Below are 19,003 nucleotides of genomic sequence, written 5' to 3' on the forward strand. Positions count from 1 at the left end.
GAAGGAGGCGACACCGTGAACAACATCCGCACTGCGACGACGATCACCACCCTGGGACTCGTGGCCGTCATGATGGCCGGCTGCGCCTCCGCCTCGGCAGATCCCGGCGGTACCGCAGAGCCCGCCAGCGAGCTGCGGCTCGGCTACTTCGCCAATGTGACGCACGCACCCGCCCTGGTCGGCCTGGAGGAGGGCCTCTTCGAAGAGGCGCTCGGCGACGTCGACGTGACGACGCAGGTCTTCAACGCGGGGCCGGCCGCCATCGAGGCGCTCTCGGCAGGCGCGATCGACGCGACCTACATCGGCCCGAATCCGTCGATCAACACCTTCATCCAGTCCGGTGGAGAGTCGGCGCGCATCGTCGCCGGCGCGGCAACCGGCGGCGCGGCACTCGTCGTGCGCGAGGGCATCGACGACCTGGCCGACCTCGAGGGAACGACTCTGGCCACTCCGCAGCTCGGCAACACGCAGGACGTGTCGCTGCGCACGTGGCTCGCGGACCAGGGCTTCGAGACCGACACGTCCGGGGGCGGCGATGTGCAGATCACCCCGACCGACAACGCGCAGACGCTGACACTCTTCCAGCAGGGCGAGCTCGACGGCGCGTGGCTGCCTGAACCGTGGGTCTCGCGCCTCATCGAGGACGCCGGGGCGCACGTGCTCGTGGACGAGGCGGAGCTGTGGGAGGACGGCGCGTTCCCCACGACGGTGCTGCTCGTGCGGGCCGAGTTCCTCGACCAGCATCCCGACGCCGTCGCCGACCTCCTCGAGGGTCACCGCGCCGCCGTGCAGTGGATCGCGGACAACCCCGAGGACGCCCCCGACGTGATCAACGGCGCGATCGAGGCCGAGACCGGCAAGCCACTGGCCGATGCCGTCATCGTGCGCGCGCTCGAGCACGTCACCTTCTCGGTCGACCCGCACGCCGAGACGTTCGAGACGCTCGTCGAGAACGGCATTCAGGCCGGTACGCAGAAGGAGGGCTCGATCGAGGGCCTGTTCGACCTGCGCCTGCTCAACGAGCTGCTCGAGTCCGACGGCGCCGAGACGGTCTCGGCCGGCGGGCTCGGCGAGGACTGACATGGCATCGCGATCGACACCCGCGACCGGGGCAGCGCAGGCTGCCCCGGTCTCGGGCGTGCCGTTGAGCCCGAGCTTCGACGGGTTCACGCCGGTGCGCGTCCCGGCCGCACCGGCTCCACCGGCCGTGCGGATCGACGGCGTCTCCAAGCGCTTCGGCACGGGCCCCATCGTGCTCGAGGACGTGTCGCTCGACATCGCCCCGGGCGAGTTCGTCTGCCTGCTCGGAGCGTCGGGGTGTGGAAAGTCGACGCTGCTCAACCTCATCGCAGGCCTGGACCGGCCGACCGCGGGCAGCATCGAGACGCCCCCGGCCGGGTCGGCGGTGATGTTCCAGGAGTCCGCGCTCATGCCCTGGCTCACCGCGCGCCGCAACGTCGAGCTCGCGCTGCGCCTGCGTGGCGTGCCGCGAAGCGAGCGTCGCGAGAAGGCGCTCACGCTGCTCGACGCCGTGAACCTGGCGGATGCCGCCGAGAAGCGTCCGCACGAGCTCTCGGGCGGCATGCGTCAGCGAGTAGCGCTCGCCCGGGCCCTCGCGCAGGACCGGCCGGTGCTGCTGATGGACGAGCCGTTCGCCGCGCTCGACGCGATCACGCGCGACCTGCTGCACGAGGAGCTCGAGCGGGTCTGGCGCGCCACCGGCCGCACCATCGTGTTCGTGACGCACAACGTCCGCGAGGCCGCACGGCTCGGGCAGCGCGTGGTGCTGATGGGCAGCCGTCCCGGCCGCATCGTGCACGAGTGGACGATCGCCAAGACCACCGGCCGGCGCATCGAGTCGCCCGAGGTCGCCGCCCTCTCGGTCGAGATCACCGACCAGCTGCGGAAGGAGATCCGCCGCAATGCCGCGTGACGCTTCCACCATCCGGTCGTTGAGCGAGGACCGCAGCGACGAGCCCGGCTCGTTGAGCGAGCGAGGATCGAGCGAGACGAAACGGGCCGAACCGTCGGACGACCTCCGGTCGCTCGAGGCCGGCCTCGACCGCCTCCAGACCGACGCCGAGGCGGGACCCGGCCGCTGGCGCCGATTCGCCGCGAGCGTCGTACCTCCGATCGTCTTCCTGGTGCTGCTGATCGTGGTGTGGCAGCTCTACGTCGTGATCGCCCAGCCACGGCCCGACATCGTGCCCGGCCCGCTCGCGGTGATCGGCGCGCTCGGCGACGCGTGGGATGCCGGCCGTCTTCAGGAGGCGGTCACCACGAGCCTCGAGCGCGGCATCGTCGGCTTCCTCATCGCGATCGTCGTCGGCACGCCGATCGGACTGCTGCTGGCCGAGGTGCGGCCGATCCGCCGCGCGGTCGGCCCGATCATCTCGGGCCTGCAGGTGCTGCCGTCGGTGGCGTGGGTGCCTGCCGCGATCATCTGGTTCGGCCTCTCGGACGCGACCGTCTACTTCGTGATCCTGATGGGGGCGATCCCCTCCATCGTGAACGGCCTGATCGCGGGCATCGACCAGGTACCGCCGCAGCTGCGGCGCGTGGGCACGGTGCTCGGCGCCACCCGGTGGCAGCTCGCGACCGCCGTCATCCTTCCCGCCGCTCTGCCCGGCTATCTCGCGGGCCTCAAGCAGGGCTGGGCGTTCTCGTGGCGCTCGCTCATGGCCGCCGAGATCATCGCGACCGGCGGCACGATCGGCTTCGGCCTCGGCTCCATGCTCGACCAGAGCCGCGAGCTCGCGGATCTCGCCGGCGTGCTCGGCACCATCATCGTGATCCTCGCGATCGGCATCCTCATCGAGCTCGCCTTCTTCGGTCCGTTCGAGCGTCGCATGCTCAAGCGCCGCGGCCTGCTCCTCACCGGAGGTGCCCGATGACCACCGACCCCCAGCCGTTGAGCGAGGAGCGCCTGCGACGAGACGAAACGCCTCAAGCCTTCGCGCGCGCTCGGGACGATTCGTCTCGCTACGCTCGCTCCTCGAACGCAGACGGAGGCAAGGTCTGGCTCGTCGGCGCGGGGCCCGGCGATGCCGGCCTCCTCACCGTCAAGGGGCTCCGCGCGCTCGAGGCGGCCGACGTGATCGTCGCAGACCGGCTCGGCGCGCGTGCCGTGCTCGACGATCTCGCAGCCGACGGCGTGACCCTGCGCGCGGAAGTGGTCGACGTGGGCAAGCGCCCCGGCCATCACGCCGTTCCGCAGGACGCGATCAACGCGCTTCTGGTCCACCTCGCGGGCGAGGGCAAGATCGTCGTGCGGCTCAAGGGCGGCGACCCCTACATCTTCGGGCGCGGCGGCGAGGAGCTCGCCGCGTGCCAGGAGGCGGGAGTGACCGTCGAGGTCGTGCCCGGGATCACCAGCGCCGTCTCGGTACCCGCGATCGCCGGCATCCCGCTCACCCATCGCGGCGTCGCGACGGCCTTCACCGTCGCGACCGGCCACGACCAGATCCGGGCGCTCGGCGGCGGGCGCGACCACACGGTCGTGCTGCTCATGGGCGTCGGCACACTCGCCCACTCGGCGATCACCCTGGCCCGCGGCGAGCGCGGCGCCGACTGCCCGGTCGCGGTCGTCGAGGACGGCTACGGGCCGCGGCAGCGAGTCACGATCGGCACGCTCGCGACCATCGCCCAGCAGGCCGCCGAACGCGGCATCCGCTCGCCCGCTGTCGTGGTCGTGGGCGACGTCGTGCGCCTCAGTCCCTACGCACCGAGGGATCTCGCGACCCTGAGGCCCGGAACGTACGACCCGCTCGCCCTGCCGGCCGAGCCCCTCTCACGAAAGAGCACCCTGTGACCTCCTCGTCGAACCTCCAGAATCTCCGCGTCGCGATCGTCGGGGCGGGCCCCGCGGGCATCTACGCCGGCAACATCCTGACGGGCGCGGTGCAGGCCGCGGGCGGTGCCGTCGCGATCGACCTGTTCGAGTCGCTGCCCGCGCCGTACGGACTCATCCGCTACGGCGTCGCGCCCGATCACCCGCGCATCAAGGGCATCGTGAACTCGCTGCACGAGATGCTGCATGCCGGGACCACGCGGTTCATCGGCAACGTCGAGGTCGGTCGCGACATCGCGCTGGACGAGCTGCGCGAGCGCTACGACGCCGTGATCCTCGCGACCGGCGCGATCCGTGACGCCGCGCTCGACGTCCCGGGCATCGACCTGCCCGGCTCGTTCGGCGCCGCCGACTTCGTCGCGTGGTTCGACGGGCATCCCGACGTGCCCACCGAGTGGCCGCTGGACCAGCGCGAGGTCGCGGTCATCGGCAACGGCAACGTGGCTCTGGATGTCGCCCGCATGCTCGCCAAGCACGCCGTCGACCTGCGCTCGACCGAGATCGCCGACAACGTGCTGGCCGGGCTCGAGGCATCCGCCGTCACCGACGTCCACGTCTTCGGACGGCGCGGACCCGCCGACATCAAGTTCACGCCGATCGAGCTGCGCGAGCTCGGTGAGGTGCCGAACGTCGACATCGTCGTGCACGACGAGGACTTCGCCCATCTCGAAGGCCTGGTGCCGGCGAACAACCAGCTCAAGGTGATGCTGCGCATCCTCGACAGCTGGCGCACGCGCAAGGCGTCGGGCGCCAGCCGCCGCCTGCACCTGCACTTCTACCACTCCCCGGTCGAAGTTCTCGGCGAAGACCGCGTGGAGGGCCTGCGCTTCGAGCGCACCGAGCCGACCGGCGAGGGCAACGGGGTGCGGGGCACCGGCGAGTACCGCGAGATCGCCGTGCAGCAGGTGTACCGCGCCGTCGGGTACTACGGCACGCCCGTCGTCGACGCGCCCTTCGACGAGCGCGCCGGAGTCGTGCCCAACGTCGAGGGACGGGTTCGGGATGCTGTCGTCACCGGCGACGCGGGGGCCCCCGTCATCCCCGGCCTCTACGCGACCGGCTGGATCAAGCGCGGACCGGTGGGCCTCATCGGCCACACGAAGTCCGACGCCATGGAGACGATCGCGCACCTGGTCGCCGACGTCGAGGACGGCGCCGTCCCCGCTCGCACGGTGGACGGCGACGTGCTCGAACTGCTCGACGAGCGCGAGGTCGAGTACACGACGTGGGACGGCTGGCTCGCGCTCGATGCCCACGAGCGGGGACTCGGCGCGGCGCACCAGCACACGCGTGAGCGCGTCAAGGTCGTGCCGCGCGACGAGCAGGTGCGGATCTCGCGGTCGGGGGCCCTGGTCCTGTGACGTATGTGATCGCCCTTCCCTGCGTCGATGTCAAGGACCGCGCCTGCATCGACGAGTGCCCGGTGGACTGCATCTACGAGGGCGAGCGGTCGCTGTACATCCACCCCGATGAGTGCGTGGACTGCGGTGCGTGCGAGCCGGTGTGCCCGGTCGAGGCGATCTACTACGAGGACGATCTGCCCGACGAGTGGCAGGACTACTACAAGGCCAACGTCGAGTTCTTCGACGACATCGGCTCGCCCGGCGGCGCCGCCAAGTCCGGGGTCTTCGCCACCGACCACCCGATCATCGCCGCGCTGCCACCACAGGGAGAAGGCCATGCCTGACGCGCTCGCCGGCGGCACCGAGGTGGACGTCGTGATCGTCGGCGGCGGGCCCGCCGGGCTCTCAGCCGCGCTCAACCTCGCCCGCGCGCGGGCATCGGTCGTGGTCGTCGACGCCGGGCGCCCGCGCAACGCCGCGACTCTGCGCTCGCACGGGTTCCTCACGCGCGACGGCGTCTCGCCGCTCGAGCTGCGCAAGCTCGCCCGCGCCGAGCTGTCGGCCTACCCCACGGTCCGCTTCTTCGATCGGACCTCGGTCACGGCGCTGCTCGAGCAGGACTCCCGCGACGGGGGCCGCTTCATCGCGGCGCTGCAGGGCCGGGGTTCCGGCATTCCGCCCGCCATCGCGGCACGCTCCGTCGTGATCGCCACCGGACTGCGCGAATCACTGCCGCCGATCCCCAGCCTGCGCGCGTTCTACGGCATGTCGATCTTCAGCTGCGCCGCGTGTGACGCCTGGGAGCTGCAGGACAAGGCGCTCGCGCTCATCGGCGAGACGCCGGATCTGACGGCGCGAGCCCGCCTGATCGCGCGGTGGACCGACCGGCTCACCGTCTTCACGAACGGGTCGGACGCGGTCGACACCGTCGAGGAGGCCGAGCTCGCGGCATCCGGGATCATCGTCGAGCGCCGGCCGATCGAGGACCTCGAGGGCGACCGGGGCGCCGTCAGCGCGGTGCGCCTCGCCGGCGGCGATCGTGTCGAGATCGAGGGCGGATTCGTGCGGCCGCAGTGGCACCCGGTGCTCGACTTCCTCGGCGGCATCGTCATCGAGCGCGACCGGTTCGGCAATCTCGAGACAGACCGCTCGGGCCGCACCTCCGTGCCGGGGCTGTACGCCGCGGGGGATGCCGCATCCCCCGGTCCGCAGCAGCTCATCGTCGCCGCGGGCCAGGGTGCGCGTGCCGCCGCCGTGCTCGTGCACGACCTCGTGGGCGTGCGCACCGCGCACTGAGCGTCCCACTCTGCGCCGCGCGATTTCGGCGCGGCATAAACATGAACCTTCAGTGAGAAGCCGGGCGGATGCTTCCCAGGCGCGGAGTCCATGCGCTGGCATGTGAGGACCACGTCATACAGAACTGGAGACATCGTGCAACGAAGCAGAAGAATCACCCTCGCCGCCCTCACGAGCGCCGTGCTGGTCGGCACCGCGGGGATCGTCGCTGTGCCGGCCGCCCAGGCCATCCCCGTGAACTCCCACTGCGGCACCGAGTCCGCCGGCAACCGGTCGGCGTTCGTCACCCACGACCAGCTCACGCGGCAGCTCGAGCAGATCGAGAGCACGACCGGCGGCATCGTCGATGTCTCCGTCGCCGGTCTCAGCAACGAAGGCCGTGAGATCTACCAGGCCCGCGTGGGCACGGGCGACACCGTCGTGCTGGTCCAGTCGCAGATCCACGGCAACGAGAACCACGGCACCGAGGCGCTGCTGTCGCTGCTGAAGGAGTTCGGCGGCAACACGGCCGCCGCCGCGGAGATCCGCGAGAACATCACGATCGTGGCGATCCCCCGCCTCAACGTCGACGGCGGCGAGCGCGACACGCGACAGAACCACATGAGCTGGGATGAGGTCGTCGAGGACTTCCCGCAGCTGGCCGGCGTCGACCCGGCGTGGAACTACCGCGCCGACGTACCGGGCTTCGACGTCAACCGCGACTTCAACCCCGACCTCGACTACGTGCCGCAGCCGGAGGACTTCCCCGGCGACAGCGCCGACACCGGCTGGTACATCACGCCCGAGGCCCAGACCGTGCGTGACGTCTACGCGGGCCTCGAGGGCGAGTTCGGAGTGGTCGACTACTTCGTCGATCTGCACAACCAGTGGCCCTGCTACGCCCAGGAGGGCACCGGTGACATGTCGCCGCTGTCGATCTCGGCGCGGTTCATCGCCGACCCGTCCGAGTTCGGCGACTGGCCGAACTTCGACTACGACGCGTCGCGCCGCGCCAACGTCGCGGTCTACGACGCGCTGCAGGGTCAGGGCGAATCCGCGTTCGGCGACCTGACGCTGTACCCGCAGGACACCAACCTGCCGGGAACCGCGCTGGGGTCGTTCGCGCTGCGTGGCAGCGCCACCGTCCTCTTCGAGACCTCGAGCAACACCCAGTCCGACGGTCAGAAGCGGAACGGATTCCTGACGAAGCAGGTCGAGATCGGGCTCAGGGGCCTGATCACGGCGGTGGCCGACGGGTCGATCGAGTCGCTCGACCCCGAGGCGTACGAGGCCATCCCCGAGCGCATCTACCTGCCCGCGGACTGATCCGCATCCGCAGCGAGGCCGTCCGGGATCCGTCCCGGGCGGCCTCGCCGCATTCCGGGCGCGTGCGACGGCGCTTTTCGGTGTGGCACCGTGACCCGCCTCGCCAGCGGCACGGCGTTTCCGGAACGAACCGGCACCGGTCAGACTGGGCGGATGCCGATCATCGACAACGCCGTCTACGTCGACGGCAAGCGGATCACCAACCCGGGCAGCCTCGAGCAGACCTTCGAGTACATGCGCGCCCAGGGCGGGATGGCGTGGATCGGCCTGTTCCGCCCGACCCCCGAGGAAGTCGCGCAAGTCGCCGCGGAGTTCTCGCTGCATCCGCTCTCGGTCGAGGACGCCCTCAGCGGCCACCAGCGCGCGAAGCTGGAGCGCTACGGCGACATCCTGTTCGCCGTGCTGCGACCGGCGCGCTACATCGACGAGACCGAGACCGTCGAATTCGGCGAGTTGCACGTGTTCGTCGGGCCCGACTTCGTCGTCACGATCCGGCACGCCGAGTCGCCCAACCTCGCGCGTGTGCGTCGCCGGCTCGAGGGTCAGCCCGAGCTGCTGGCGCGCGGACCCGAGGCCGTGCTCTACGCGATCCTCGACGAGGTCGTCGACGAGTACCACCCGGTCACGGAGGGCGTGCGGAACGACCTCGACGAGATCGAGGACGCCCTGTTCGGCGAGGCCGACAGCGGCCTGTCGCGCCGCATCTACGAGCTCTCGTCCGAGGTGATCTCGTTCCAGCGCGCCACCGAGCCGCTCACCGGCATGCTCGAGTCCCTCCTGCACGGCGCCGACAAGTACGGCGTCGACATCGAGCTGCAGCGCTCACTGCGCGACGTGCTCGACCACGCGCTGCGCATCAACGAGCGCCTGTCGTCGTTCCGCGCGATCCTCGACAACGCGCTCACCGTCAACGCGACGCTCGTCACCCAGCGCCAGACCGAGACAGCCCTGACCCAGAACGACCAGGTCAAGAAGATCTCAGGCTGGGCGGCGATCCTGTTCGGACCCACCCTCGTGGGCACGATCTACGGCATGAACTTCACGTACATGCCCGAGCTCGACTGGCCGTGGGGGTACCCGCTGGCGCTCGCGCTCATGGCCGCGACGTCGGTCACGCTGTACATCGTCTTCAAACGCCGCCACTGGCTCTGAGCCGTGAGGGCCGGTCGGGTCCGCGGTGAGGCAGGATGGCATCGATGACCGATCAGCCCGACGACGAACTGCGAGCGCTGCGCGAGCGCGCATACGGTCGCCACGCCGACATCCACGAGGACCCGGCGGCGATGGCGCGACTGCGCGAGCTCGAGGCGAGAGCGCGAGTCAGCGGGGCCACTCCCGAGAGCGAGCCGGTGGACGCCGCGGCCGGGACGGATGCCACCTCTCAGCTGACTGCGACGGCTCCGGCCCTGGATGGCACCGGCGCAACGCCCGCGTCGGCATCGTACGGGGCGGCTCCCGCCGTCTCCGTGCTCGCGACGCCCTTGCCGGCCGCTGCACAGACCACCACGCTCACCGCTCCGCCGGATGGTGCTCACCCTGATGCGGCTGAGGCCGTCGACGCGACAGCGAGTCCCGCGGCTCCTTCGCCGGAGGCTCTCACGCCTGTCCGGCCGTGGTGGAGACGACGGATGCCGCTGCTCTGGGTGGGATCCCTCGCCGCCGCCGTGCTGCTCGGCGTCGGCCTGACGCTGGCGGTGCAGGAGCTGAGCAGCGGCACCGTCGCCGTGCTGCACGAGGACGCCGAGATGGAGTGGCCCTCCGAGATCGGGGGCTCGCGCACCGACGGCTCGCGGGGCTTCGATTCGTTCTACGGCCTGGCGGTCATCTCACAGCTGCAGCAGATGGGGCCCGCCGAAACCGACGCCATGGAGTGCCTCTCGGTGTTCTCCGGCAGAGGCGACAGTCTGTTCTACGCCGGCGGGGCGTGCGGGACCGGACCCTTCCCCGCCACCGCGACCGCGATCGTCGGCGCGCAGTCGCCGGAAGAGCTCCGCGGCCGGTTCGCCGACGGCACCGTGCTGCAGTTCGTTCTCGATGGCGACGAGGTCCGCGTCTTCGCCGCGGCTCCGGCACCGGTGCCGGCCCTGGACGACGGCGATGAGCCGCGAACCGGATGACGAGCTGCGCGCGCTGCGCAAGCGCGCGTACGGTCGCGACGCCGACATCGACGGCGACCCCATCGCCCTGCGGCGTTTGCGTGAGCTCGAAGAGGAGGCGCACCGGCGGCTCCCCGACGGACCGGAGCCCGGCGAGCGCGCGGCGACCCCGGCAGACTCGGACGCCCCCGCGACCACGCCGGCCGCCGGCATCCGCTCCCCCGTCGACCCGCTGACGACGGAAGACGCCGCCGTGCTTGTTTCGGCGCAGGACGACGGGCCCGACTCCGCGCTCGTCGATCCTGCCGCCGAACGCGCCGACGGCGTCGCGGAACCTGTCGATGGCGCAGGCGAGTCTGCGAAGTCTTCGAGTCCGGCCTGGTGGCGCCGCCGGTCGACGCTGCTGTGGAGCGCCGCGGTCGTCGGGGCACTGGTCGTCGGCGCTGCCGCCGCGCTGTGGGTGAGCCAGCAGCAGGGCCGCGTCGCGGTGCTGCAGCAGGCCGACGTCGAGGACTGGCCACGCAACGTCGTCGGTGAACCGCCGGACGGCTCGCGACTGTTCGAGGACTTCCTCGGGCTGACGGTCGTCATCATGCCGCAGTCATTCGGCGGGGGCGACGAGACCGAGTGCCTCTACGTCCTGGAATCAGGCGGGCAGGGGTTCATGTCGACGATCGGCTGCTCGGCGGGCGGCTTCCCCGCTACCGCAGCCCTGGCTGTCACCGCGCGTGCCCCCGACGAGCTCCGCGAGCGGTTCGCCGACGGCACGGCACTGCAGTTCGTGCTGACGGATTCGCAGGTGCACGTGTACGCCGACGAGCCGTGAGCGCTCAGGCGCCGCGGCTCCCGGCATCCGATGCGCTCACGTCGGTGCGGTGGAAGTTCTGGAACGAACGGGATGCCGTCGGCCCGCGCTGCCCCTGATACCGGTTGCCGTACGGGCCGGAGCCATAGGGGTTCTCGGTCGGCGACGACAGCCGGAAGTAGCAGACCTGGCCGATCTTCATGCCGGGCCACAGCTTGATGGGCAGGGTCGCGACGTTGGAGAGCTCGAGCGTCACGTGTCCCGAGAAGCCGGGGTCGATGAAGCCGGCCGTCGAGTGCGTGAGCAGTCCGAGCCGGCCGAGCGACGACTTGCCCTCGAGGCGGGCCGCGACGTCATCGGGCAGCGAGATCAACTCGAACGTCGACCCGAGCGCGAACTCGCCGGGGTGGAGGATGAACGGCTCGCCCGGATCCACCTCGATGAGGCGCGTGAGCTCGGGCTGATCCTCGGCGGGATCGATGAACGGATACTTGTGGTTGTCGAACAGCCGGAAGTAGCGGTCGAGCCGGACGTCGACGCTCGATGGCTGCACCATCGCCGGATCCCACGGGTCGAGCCCGATGCGTCCCGCGTCGATCTCGAGCCGGATGTCGCGGTCACTGAGCAGCACGCAGCCAGCCTATCGGGGCGGTCGTTCTCGTTCGCCGGTCGACGTCACACGCCGTCAGCCGGCCTGGTCAGCAGCGCGTGGTCCTTCGCCGATCTCGACCATTTCTGCCAGGGCAGCGGTGACCGAGCCCCACCCGTCGAAGAAGCCCAGCTCTTCATGCCGATCACGGTCCGCGGGGTCGGCGTGACGTACGATCACGCGGTAGTCCGTCCCTTCGGGATGCTCCCCGAGGATGATCTCGGCGGTCATCGGCACAGGGCTGGGGCTGGCGGGCCGCCACGAGCTCGTCACGGCGTTGGTGAACACCAGCCGCTGCGCGGGTTCGACGACCAGGAAGATCCCGTCCGTGTGTGGCAGAAACTCGCCGTCGTCGTCGCGCATCGTGGTGACGAATCCGCCGCCGGGGCGCACATCGAGCTGTTCGGCGCGCGCTTGCGTGGGCGCCGGGACCCACCAGCGCTCCAGCTCCGCGGGATCGGTCCACGCGCGCCAGATCGCCTCGGGCGAGGCCCGGATGACTCTCTGCAGGGTCAGGTCGAGGGTCGGATCGATTGCTATCGCGGTCATCAGTTCACTTTCGGATCGGTGACGGATCGTTCGAGACGGTCGGTGCGCGACTCCCACAGCGTGCGCTGCTCCGCGAGCCAGTCGTCCAGCACCGCAAGCCGTTCGCGGTTCAGGGCACACGTGCGGACCCGGCCGAGCTTGCGCGTTCGAATCAGCCCGCTCGTCTCGAGGGCACGCACGTGCTTCATGAACGACGGAAGCGTCATCCCGAAAGGACGCGACAACTCTCCGACGCTCGCAGGGCCTTGTCCAAGGCGACGGACGACTTCGCGGCGAGTCGGGTCGGCGAGAGCTTCGAAGACTCGATTCAGCGCATCATGGTTAGCCACGAGGGAAAGTATTACAGCTCACGACACTTAGCGCAACGGCTAAGTGTTGGAATGAGCCCTCTCGAGCGCGACGTGGGCACTCGAACACGCTCGGGCCGAGCGGTACTTGCTATGCTGGCGCGTGGCGCTCCGTCAGGAATGCCACGAAATGTGAACACCGATGTGTACACCCGGCCTCGGTCGGCGGCGATCGAGCCGCCTCTCCAGGCCGCGGGGCTGTAGTTCAATGGCAGAACTTCTGCTTCCCAAGCAGACAGCGCGGGTTCGATTCCCGTCAGCCCCTCCATGTCCCGCTCAGTCGCCGCCCATGAGTTCTCACCGTGGGATTTCTGGCGCGACGCCGACGACGAGGCGCGTGAAGCGCAGCTGGAGTGGCAGCAGTCCGTCCGTGCCGGCAAGAGCGACCACGAGTTCGGCGTGCAGTGCTTCCTGTCCGAGCTCGCGTCGATCGACAACGACGTGCTGCTCCTGGGCGACCGCACGTATGTCGCCGCCGGTGCGTATCTGACCGGCGACCTCCGCGCCGGCGCCGACTGCAGCATCAATCCGTACACCGTGATCCGCGGTCGGGTCGAACTCGGCGACGGCGTGCGCATCGGCGCGCACACGTCGATCCTCGGCTTCAACCACTCGATGGAGCCGGGATCCCCCGTCTTCCAGCAGCCGCTCACCTCACAGGGCATCGTCATCGGCGACGATGTCTGGATCGGCTCGCACGTCGTCATCCTCGACGGCGTGCGCGTGGGCTCCCACGCGGTGCTCGCGGCCAGCGCCGTGGTCACCAAGGACGTGCCCGAGGGCGCGATCGTCGGAGGGAACCCCGCGAAGTTCATCCGCTGGCGCGTCGAGCCCGACGACACCGGCGTCGCACCCGACGCAGCCGCCGAGGCGGCCGCACGTGCGCTCGACGGCGATCGCGATGACCGGCACGGGACGGATGCTGCGGCCTCTGGTCCGATCGCGAACCGCGCCGATCGGCGCCCCGCGCCTGCGTCGGAGGCTGAGGGTGAGCCGCAATCTGCACCTGCGTCTGAGCCGGCGCCCGAGCCGCGGGCCGGTGTGAGCGCCGGCTCGGCGATACGTGAGCCGCGGGTCGATGTGAGCGGGGGCGCGGCGGTACGTGAGCCGCGGGTCGATGTGGGCTCCGCCCCGACGGAGCCCCGGCCCGAGCCGGGGGTCGATGTGAGCGCCGCCGCGGCGGTACGTGAGCCGCGGGTCGATGTGGGCTCCGCCCCGACGGAGCCCCGGCCCGAGCCGGGGGTCGATCTGAGCGGGGGCGCGACGCAGCCGTCGACCGGATCCGACGCCCGATCCGAGGGACGCCGCTCGACGTGGGGAGACGCCGCATCCGCCTCGGACGCCGTCGCCGGCCTCGCGGAGCGCGTCGCGGGTTTCGCACAGCAGGCGCGGGCCCAGGCATCCGTCATCCTCGATCGCGCATGGCGCGACGACCTCGGGCTCTTCACCGACCGGCCCGGCGTCGATCCCACCGTTCGCGCGCAATGCGACGCCGTCGAGATCGCCGACCTCCTGCTCGGCACGGCGCCGACACAGGCACCCGCAGAGGTGCAGATCGCGCGTCTGCACGCATGGCAGGATGCCGCGACCGGCGCCGTCGCGCCCCTCGACGCCTCGGGGGCACAGGTGGCCGGCGTGGGCTTCTCGAACGACGACGCCGCCTACCACGTGCTCAGCGCGGGGTATGCGCTGGACCTGCTCGGATCGGCATTCCCGGCTCCTCTCACGTGGGTGACCGCGGCGACCCCCGGACGGGTGATCGACTTCTGCGAGAGCCTGCCATGGGGCTCCGACGCCTGGGGCGCCGGGCATCACGTCGACGGCTTCGGCACCGCGCTGCTGTGGACACGTCGTGCGGGGCATCCGATTCCCGCCGGTGTGGAGGAGGCGCTGTTCGGGTGGCTCCTCACCCACGCCGACCCGCAGAGCGGCATGTGGGGTGCCCCGAGCCCGACGGAAGGGCTGCTCCCCGTCGTGAACGGGTTCTATCGCGCGACGCGAGGCACGTTCGCGCAGTTCGGGATGCCGCTCCCCTACCCCGAACGGGTCATCGACACCGTGCTGCGTCACGCGCGCGACCCGCGCTGGTTCTCGCCCGGCGCCCGCAACGCGTGCAACGTGCTCGATATCGCGCATCCGCTGTGGCTGACCCGCGCGACCGGATATCGGGGCGACGAGGTACGGGAACTCGCGGGACGCCTGCTCTCGGATGCGCTGACGACCTGGGCGCCCGGCGCCGGCTTCTCCTTCCGCGAGCCGAGCGCCGCCGCGCACGGCTTGACCGAGACCGAGCCCGGACTGCAGGGCACCGAGATGTGGCTCGCCATCCTCTGGTACCTCGCCGACCTCGCGGGCGTCTCGGATGCTCTCGGCTACCGCCCGCGAGGCGTGCACCGGCCGGAGCCGGCCTCGGCCCTGCGGTAGCTCCGACGAATGCCTCACGTGGTGCTCGTTACACTGCGGGCAGGAGCCGTGCCGCTGTGAAACGCCGCGAGTGGGTGCTGCTCGGCGCCGTGACGGGCGCGGTGCTCCTCGCGCTGGCCTGGGCGGCGCGGATGCCGGCCGTGTGCGCGGCCGCGCTGCCATGCAGCCACGACTCGCGGCTGCTCCCTGCCATGCTGGGCGCGATCGTGGTGGCTCTCCTCGCGATCGCGACCGCTGTGCTCGCTCACGCCAGCCGGGAGCGGGTGACGGAGGGCGTGCGGCGGAGCGAAGGGCTCGTCGCGCTCGGCGTGACGGTCATCGCCGTTGTGGGCGTGGCGTCCGTCGCCGCCACACTCTTCAGCGCGGGATTCGCGTTGCGCCTCTGACGCGGAGCGACGGGCTCGGTCTCATCGGACCCCGCGAAAACTACTCACCACTCCTCCGGGATGCCGCCTCCGGGCGCCGCGGGAACCACACCTTGAAGCGGTGTGATCGCCTGCCAGCCTCCCTCCGACCCGGTCAGGAGGACGATGGAACTCTCGTGTTCGAGGGCGACTTCGAACGGGTCCGACCCGAAGTACGGCTCATTCGGACCGCAGTTCTCCGGCGGGGAGACAACCTCGATCCGCTCGGGGCCATCGCCGGAGATCCAGTCCTCCACCTCAACGGACCACACGTTCGCGTCGGTGCCGAACATGGGAGTCGTACGCACCTTCCCGCGGACGCCGCCCTCGACGACCGCATCTGCGTCCGCGGCGGCTTCGCGAGGGGTGTCGTATGCGGCCCAGCCGGGGCATCCCGCGCTCTGGACGCATCCGGTCAGCGGTGCTGCCGCGAACCCGAGCGCGAGCGCGGCCGCAGCCCGAGCGGTCCTTCGCCGAGAGGACAAGAGGAGTATGGATGACGCCTGATCCGCCGCGATAGCCGGAAAGCGAGGCGCGGAGTGCCGGGCTCGAACCGTTCCCTATTCGTGATATGCCACGGCCGCATGGCGCCTTCTGCGGGTCAGGAATGTCGGAGGAGGTTCGTATCTTTGTTCTATGAGCTCTTTCGGGTCGATTTCGCCGGTGGTGCGGTTGACGGATGCCGTCACCCGCGTTTCCACGCGGCTCGGCACCGGTCCGGCGGCGGTGGCGAGTCTCGACGACGAGGATCTGCTGCAGCTGCTCGGCGACGCCGGGGACGCGCGAAAGGCTCTGGATCTGGTCGTCGCTGCCGCCTCGGCCGAGGTGTCACGCCGCTCCACTCGTGATCTCGGGTACGGCGGATTGGCGCAGCGGAAGGGCCTGCGCACCGGCACCGCGCTGGTGCAGCAGATCACAGGACTCGGTCGCCCGGATGTGACCCGCGCCGTCAGGGCCGGCGAAGAGCTCGCGCCACCGCCTCCACCCGTGAACGACCGGCCAGGGGTCGACGAGATCGGGACGGATGCGACGGCTCCGACCGAACCGATGGTCGCGGGGTGGCTTGACCGCCTGCGTGGCGCCCTCGCCTCTGGGCTGCTGTCGCAGGCGCAGTTCCAAGCCATCCGGACAGGGCTGGACGAACCACCGGTCGACCGCTACCCGGACTTGGACCCCGACTTCCTCCCGCAGGCATGGGACCAGGCCGTGGTGATCCTGCTCGACGAAGCGACGACACGGACCGTGGAGGATCTCCGCGATCAGGCCCGGATCGCGAGGGACCGGTTGGACCCGATCGGTGTCACGATGCGATTCGAGGAGCGGTTCGAGAACCGGTCGTTCCGGGTCTGGACCGACCCCGAAACCGGGCAGCGGCACGGCCGGTTCGCATTCGACGATGATGCAGCCGCATGGGTCGACACCATCCTCCGCGCGGCGCTGCGTCCGCGGCGAGGTCCTCGATTCGTCGGCGCCGAGGCGGTCGAGAAGACTGCGAGCGCCGAGGCCGACGCTCGCAGCAACGAGCAGCTTCAGTACGACACTCTCGTCGCGATCCTGCGCACCGGCGCGAACGCCGACCCGTCGCAGGCGTTCGGCGACCGGCAACCCGGAGTGCGGATCGTCGCCGAGGCCACCGCCATCTCCGAAATGGACGACCGCGGCGCGATGAAGGTCGTCGGCGTCGGACACCTTCAAGACGGCGGCCAGGCGCTGCCGCCCGGCGTCGTCGAGAAGTACCTGTGTGACGCGGGCGCGATTCCCGTGGTCTGGGACGCGCCGGGCCGTCCGCTCGACGTCGGGCGGGAGCTGCGGCTCTTCACCCGCAAACAGCGGATCGCGATCGCCGCGCGTGACGGCGGCTGCCTCTGGCCAGGCTGCGACCGGCCGCCCTCCGAATGCGAGTATCACCACAGCGACCATTGGTGGGAGCATCACGGCAAGACCGACGTCGACGACGGTGTGCTCCTCTGCCGCAACTGCCACATGCGTCTGCACAATCAAGGCTGGCGCATCACGAGGGAACGCGATCCTGACACCGGCATCGACACCTACTGGTTGCACGCGCCGCCCGACCTGAGCACCGGGGCGATCGGCGACCCTGTCGAACTGCGCTCGAAATCATCGCGGCGGTTTCGTGCAGCGTGAAACTCGTGTGTGCGTCTCGGGAGCGCTCGGCTTGGGACTCGAGTAGACGAGCGCTCGGCAGAACGATGCGAGCAGGAGGCGCGGGGTTTGGAGTGCTGCGGGGGCTCGCGCCGGACGAGACCGGAGCGAGACCGCGACGCGCGGAGTCACAAGGCAGTTCGCATCGACGGAGGCTCACCCCAGCCGCGCCCGCCGGGACTCGCGCCCGCCGGGACTCTGATCAATGCAGCGATCCGGGCTCGGATCATTTCAGCCGGACAACAGTCCGGGTCAAGTCTGTCGGTCGTCGGAGCCTCGGATGATCGCTTCCGGCGTGAGACTGCGGATGCGGCGGATACGGCCGACCGCCAACGCGGCGCCCAGGAATGCCACCAGCCCGAGACTCACGGCCGCCAGGGTATAGCCGCCGTTCGAGAGCTCCGCGAGCACCATCAGCCAGACCGCTCCCGCGAACGCGGCGACGCTGACGCAGAGCAGGACGATCGAGGGCCAAGAGCGCATCGCCCTACTCCTGCAAACCGCTCCGGGCGGCGAAAGCATCACGCCCTGCTGCAAACCGCTCCGTCCCGCGAAAGGCTCACCCTCCTGCAAACCGCTCCGTCCCCCGAAAGGATCGCCCTCCTGCAAACCGCTACGGGCGGCGAAAGCATCACGCCCTGCTGCAAACCGCTCCGTCCCGCGAAAGGCTCACCCTCCTGCAAGCCGCCGCTCGGTGCGGCGAAAGGATCACGCCCTCCTGCAAACCGCTCGGTGCGGCGAAAGGATCACGCCCTGCCCGAGGTCGCGACCGCTGGATGCAGGTGCTCCGACGAGAGGGCGACGACCGCCTGCCGAGCGCCGGCATCGAGACATGCCTCGAGCGACGCACCCGCGAGCGACGCGGCCAGGAATCCCGCGAAGAACGCGTCGCCGGCACCGTTCGTGTCCACCACCGACACCGGATGCGCCGGCACGGACGCCCGCTCCCCCGACGCCGTGAGCGCGACCGCGCCGCGGCTCCCGAGCGTGCAGACCGCAAGCCGCGGGCCGCGGTCGAGGCATCCCGCCATCAAAGCCCACGGATCGTCGATGGCATCGTCGTTCATGAACACCACGTCGGCGGCGCGCACGAAGGGCTCCTGAAAAGCGGACACCCCGTCGTAGTCATGCAGGTCGGTCCAGATCGGAGCACCCACCTCGCCTGACCGTCGGCGCTCGACGAGCTGGACGCCAATGCCGCTGAGGTCGACGACCGCGATATCGGCCGCAGCGATCGCTTCCGCCATCAGGGAGACGGTCGGATCGGATGCCTCCGACGGCGTCGCCACGTACAGGCTCACACGCTCACCGGCCGGCGTCATCAGATTCACGTGCCGCTCCGTCTGCGCGGACGGATAGCTCTGGAACCGCACGCCGGCGGACGACAACGCCGCAACCACCTGGCGGCCGGCGTCGTCGTCACCGACCAGCGCGTGCAGGGTGCTGTCGGTGCCCAGATCGGCAAGATGCAGCGCCTTGCCCGCCGACGTGCCGCCGAGCGTGTGCACGTCGCCGAGGGCGAACTGCATATGCGGCACCGGCTCGGGCAGCCGGTCCAGGGTGATGAGGTGGTTCCACGAAGCAGCGCCGCAGACGACCACCGTGGCACGCGAGGAGTCAGTCACTCCAGAAGTCAACCACCTCTCCCCTCGCCCCATCGGTGGAGCGTCACGCGACTCGACGCAGCGACCACGCAGACCACACCCGCGCTGGTATCAGCAGTGGACGGACCCGGGGGCGAGGAGGACTGCCGGTACGCGTCCGCGCGGCTC

The 19,003-nt window shown here is 70.5% G+C and carries 20 protein-coding genes and 1 tRNA gene; 15 read left to right on the plus strand and 6 right to left on the minus strand.

Translation table 11 applies throughout. The features are described from left to right. Nucleotides 1–15: 15 nt before the first annotated feature. The 11 genes from HF576_RS12710 (at nucleotide 16) to HF576_RS12760 (ending at nucleotide 10,716) form a co-directional block, all read left to right on the plus strand. The gene (locus HF576_RS12710; protein ID WP_168913198.1) at nucleotides 16–1,080 is read left to right on the plus strand and encodes an aliphatic sulfonate ABC transporter substrate-binding protein; all 1,065 of its coding nucleotides are present in this window, start codon (nucleotides 16–18) and stop codon (nucleotides 1,078–1,080) included. Between the two features lies 1 nt (nucleotide 1,081). Further along, a complete protein-coding gene (locus HF576_RS12715; RefSeq protein WP_168913199.1) occupies nucleotides 1,082–1,933 on the plus strand; it encodes an ABC transporter ATP-binding protein in 852 nt (283 codons plus the stop codon). Then, nucleotides 1,923–2,894: an ABC transporter permease gene (locus tag HF576_RS12720; protein ID WP_240948903.1), complete on the plus strand. Its 972-nt coding sequence runs from the start codon at nucleotides 1,923–1,925 to the stop codon at nucleotides 2,892–2,894. The genes HF576_RS12715 and HF576_RS12720 overlap by 11 nt, the downstream gene beginning before the upstream one ends. After that, nucleotides 2,891–3,811, plus strand: coding sequence for a uroporphyrinogen-III C-methyltransferase (gene cobA, locus HF576_RS12725; protein WP_240948904.1), 921 nt, complete (start codon nucleotides 2,891–2,893; stop codon nucleotides 3,809–3,811). Before HF576_RS12720 ends, cobA begins: the two co-directional genes overlap by 4 nt. Beyond that, a complete protein-coding gene (locus HF576_RS12730) occupies nucleotides 3,808–5,211 on the plus strand; it encodes an FAD-dependent oxidoreductase (protein WP_168913200.1) in 1,404 nt (467 codons plus the stop codon). Before cobA ends, HF576_RS12730 begins: the two co-directional genes overlap by 4 nt. Then, complete coding sequence (gene fdxA / locus HF576_RS12735; protein WP_168913201.1) at nucleotides 5,208–5,537, plus strand: ferredoxin; 330 nt, start codon at nucleotides 5,208–5,210, stop codon at nucleotides 5,535–5,537. Before HF576_RS12730 ends, fdxA begins: the two co-directional genes overlap by 4 nt. Then, nucleotides 5,530–6,489 (plus strand): NAD(P)/FAD-dependent oxidoreductase, encoded by a 960-nt coding sequence (locus HF576_RS12740; RefSeq protein WP_168913202.1) that lies wholly within the window; start codon nucleotides 5,530–5,532, stop codon nucleotides 6,487–6,489. The genes fdxA and HF576_RS12740 overlap by 8 nt, the downstream gene beginning before the upstream one ends. 135 nt (nucleotides 6,490–6,624) lie before the next feature. Next, nucleotides 6,625–7,794: a M14 family zinc carboxypeptidase gene (locus tag HF576_RS12745; RefSeq protein WP_343234268.1), complete on the plus strand. Its 1,170-nt coding sequence runs from the start codon at nucleotides 6,625–6,627 to the stop codon at nucleotides 7,792–7,794. A gap of 153 nt (nucleotides 7,795–7,947) precedes the next feature. Further along, nucleotides 7,948–8,946, plus strand: coding sequence for a magnesium and cobalt transport protein CorA (locus HF576_RS12750; RefSeq protein WP_168913204.1), 999 nt, complete (start codon nucleotides 7,948–7,950; stop codon nucleotides 8,944–8,946). A gap of 44 nt (nucleotides 8,947–8,990) precedes the next feature. Next, nucleotides 8,991–9,911 (plus strand): hypothetical protein, encoded by a 921-nt coding sequence (locus HF576_RS12755; RefSeq protein ID WP_168913205.1) that lies wholly within the window; start codon nucleotides 8,991–8,993, stop codon nucleotides 9,909–9,911. Then, a complete protein-coding gene (locus HF576_RS12760) occupies nucleotides 9,892–10,716 on the plus strand; it encodes a hypothetical protein (protein WP_168913059.1) in 825 nt (274 codons plus the stop codon). The genes HF576_RS12755 and HF576_RS12760 overlap by 20 nt, the downstream gene beginning before the upstream one ends. A gap of 4 nt (nucleotides 10,717–10,720) precedes the next feature. Here HF576_RS12760 and dcd read toward each other — a convergent pair whose 3' ends face one another. From dcd to HF576_RS12775, 3 genes are read right to left on the minus strand one after another with little or no spacing between them, the layout of a single operon-like run. Next, a complete protein-coding gene (gene dcd, locus HF576_RS12765; RefSeq protein ID WP_168913206.1) occupies nucleotides 10,721–11,326 on the minus strand; it encodes a dCTP deaminase in 606 nt (201 codons plus the stop codon). Nucleotides 11,327–11,380: 54 nt separating this feature from the next. Beyond that, complete coding sequence (locus tag HF576_RS12770; protein ID WP_168913207.1) at nucleotides 11,381–11,893, minus strand: SRPBCC domain-containing protein; 513 nt, start codon at nucleotides 11,891–11,893, stop codon at nucleotides 11,381–11,383. Continuing rightward, entirely contained in the window at nucleotides 11,893–12,222 is a 330-nt protein-coding gene (locus HF576_RS12775; protein ID WP_168913208.1) for a metalloregulator ArsR/SmtB family transcription factor, read from the minus strand. The genes HF576_RS12770 and HF576_RS12775 overlap by 1 nt, the downstream gene beginning before the upstream one ends. A 212-nt stretch (nucleotides 12,223–12,434) precedes the next feature. Between HF576_RS12775 and HF576_RS12780 the strand changes: the two genes are divergently transcribed. The 3 genes from HF576_RS12780 (at nucleotide 12,435) to HF576_RS12790 (ending at nucleotide 15,050) form a co-directional block, all read left to right on the plus strand. Next, nucleotides 12,435–12,508, plus strand: a tRNA-Gly gene (locus HF576_RS12780). Continuing rightward, nucleotides 12,508–14,664, plus strand: a complete 2,157-nt coding sequence (locus HF576_RS20125) for a DapH/DapD/GlmU-related protein (RefSeq protein WP_205835232.1) — start codon at nucleotides 12,508–12,510, stop codon at nucleotides 14,662–14,664. The genes HF576_RS12780 and HF576_RS20125 overlap by 1 nt, the downstream gene beginning before the upstream one ends. A gap of 56 nt (nucleotides 14,665–14,720) precedes the next feature. Next, the gene (locus HF576_RS12790) at nucleotides 14,721–15,050 is read left to right on the plus strand and encodes a hypothetical protein (protein ID WP_168913209.1); all 330 of its coding nucleotides are present in this window, start codon (nucleotides 14,721–14,723) and stop codon (nucleotides 15,048–15,050) included. 44 nt (nucleotides 15,051–15,094) lie between these two features. On the opposite strand, the gene HF576_RS12795 is transcribed toward HF576_RS12790, so the two are convergent. Then, nucleotides 15,095–15,361, minus strand: a complete 267-nt coding sequence (locus HF576_RS12795) for a hypothetical protein (protein WP_168913210.1) — start codon at nucleotides 15,359–15,361, stop codon at nucleotides 15,095–15,097. Between the two features lie 343 nt (nucleotides 15,362–15,704). Here HF576_RS12795 and HF576_RS12800 point away from each other — a divergent pair, with 343 nt between their 5' ends. Beyond that, a complete protein-coding gene (locus HF576_RS12800) occupies nucleotides 15,705–17,213 on the plus strand; it encodes an HNH endonuclease signature motif containing protein (protein WP_168913211.1) in 1,509 nt (502 codons plus the stop codon). 270 nt (nucleotides 17,214–17,483) lie between these two features. Here HF576_RS12800 and HF576_RS12805 read toward each other — a convergent pair whose 3' ends face one another. Both HF576_RS12805 and HF576_RS12810 read right to left on the minus strand, forming a co-directional pair. Then, nucleotides 17,484–17,714 (minus strand): DUF4175 domain-containing protein, encoded by a 231-nt coding sequence (locus HF576_RS12805; RefSeq protein WP_168913212.1) that lies wholly within the window; start codon nucleotides 17,712–17,714, stop codon nucleotides 17,484–17,486. Nucleotides 17,715–17,977: 263 nt separating this feature from the next. Continuing rightward, nucleotides 17,978–18,856 carry a carbohydrate kinase family protein gene (locus HF576_RS12810; RefSeq protein WP_343234269.1) on the minus strand — a complete coding sequence of 293 codons (879 nt, stop codon included), beginning with the start codon at nucleotides 18,854–18,856 and terminating at the stop codon, nucleotides 17,978–17,980. Nucleotides 18,857–19,003: the final 147 nt, after the last annotated feature.

It is taken from the genome of Microbacterium salsuginis, from assembly GCF_012524205.1.
Classification (GTDB): Bacteria; Actinomycetota; Actinomycetes; order Actinomycetales; family Microbacteriaceae; genus Microbacterium; species Microbacterium salsuginis.

Bases quoted from the DNA above. Each gene is read 5' to 3' on its own strand.
- HF576_RS12715 (WP_168913199.1), top strand. From the start codon at position 1,082: ATGGCATCGCGATCGACACCCGCGACCGGGGCAGCGCAGGCTGCCCCG.
- HF576_RS12720 (WP_240948903.1), top strand. From the start codon at position 1,923: ATGCCGCGTGACGCTTCCACCATCCGGTCGTTGAGCGAGGACCGCAGC.
- cobA (WP_240948904.1), top strand. From the start codon at position 2,891: ATGACCACCGACCCCCAGCCGTTGAGCGAGGAGCGCCTGCGACGAGAC.
- HF576_RS12740 (WP_168913202.1), top strand. From the start codon at position 5,530: ATGCCTGACGCGCTCGCCGGCGGCACCGAGGTGGACGTCGTGATCGTC.
- HF576_RS12750 (WP_168913204.1), top strand. From the start codon at position 7,948: ATGCCGATCATCGACAACGCCGTCTACGTCGACGGCAAGCGGATCACC.
- HF576_RS12755 (WP_168913205.1), top strand. From the start codon at position 8,991: ATGACCGATCAGCCCGACGACGAACTGCGAGCGCTGCGCGAGCGCGCA.
- HF576_RS12760 (WP_168913059.1), top strand. From the start codon at position 9,892: ATGAGCCGCGAACCGGATGACGAGCTGCGCGCGCTGCGCAAGCGCGCG.
- HF576_RS12770 (WP_168913207.1), bottom strand. From the start codon at position 11,893: ATGACCGCGATAGCAATCGATCCGACCCTCGACCTGACCCTGCAGAGA.
- HF576_RS20125 (WP_205835232.1), top strand. From the start codon at position 12,508: ATGTCCCGCTCAGTCGCCGCCCATGAGTTCTCACCGTGGGATTTCTGG.
- HF576_RS12795 (WP_168913210.1), bottom strand. From the start codon at position 15,361: ATGTTCGGCACCGACGCGAACGTGTGGTCCGTTGAGGTGGAGGACTGG.
- HF576_RS12800 (WP_168913211.1), top strand. From the start codon at position 15,705: ATGAGCTCTTTCGGGTCGATTTCGCCGGTGGTGCGGTTGACGGATGCC.
- HF576_RS12805 (WP_168913212.1), bottom strand. From the start codon at position 17,714: ATGCGCTCTTGGCCCTCGATCGTCCTGCTCTGCGTCAGCGTCGCCGCG.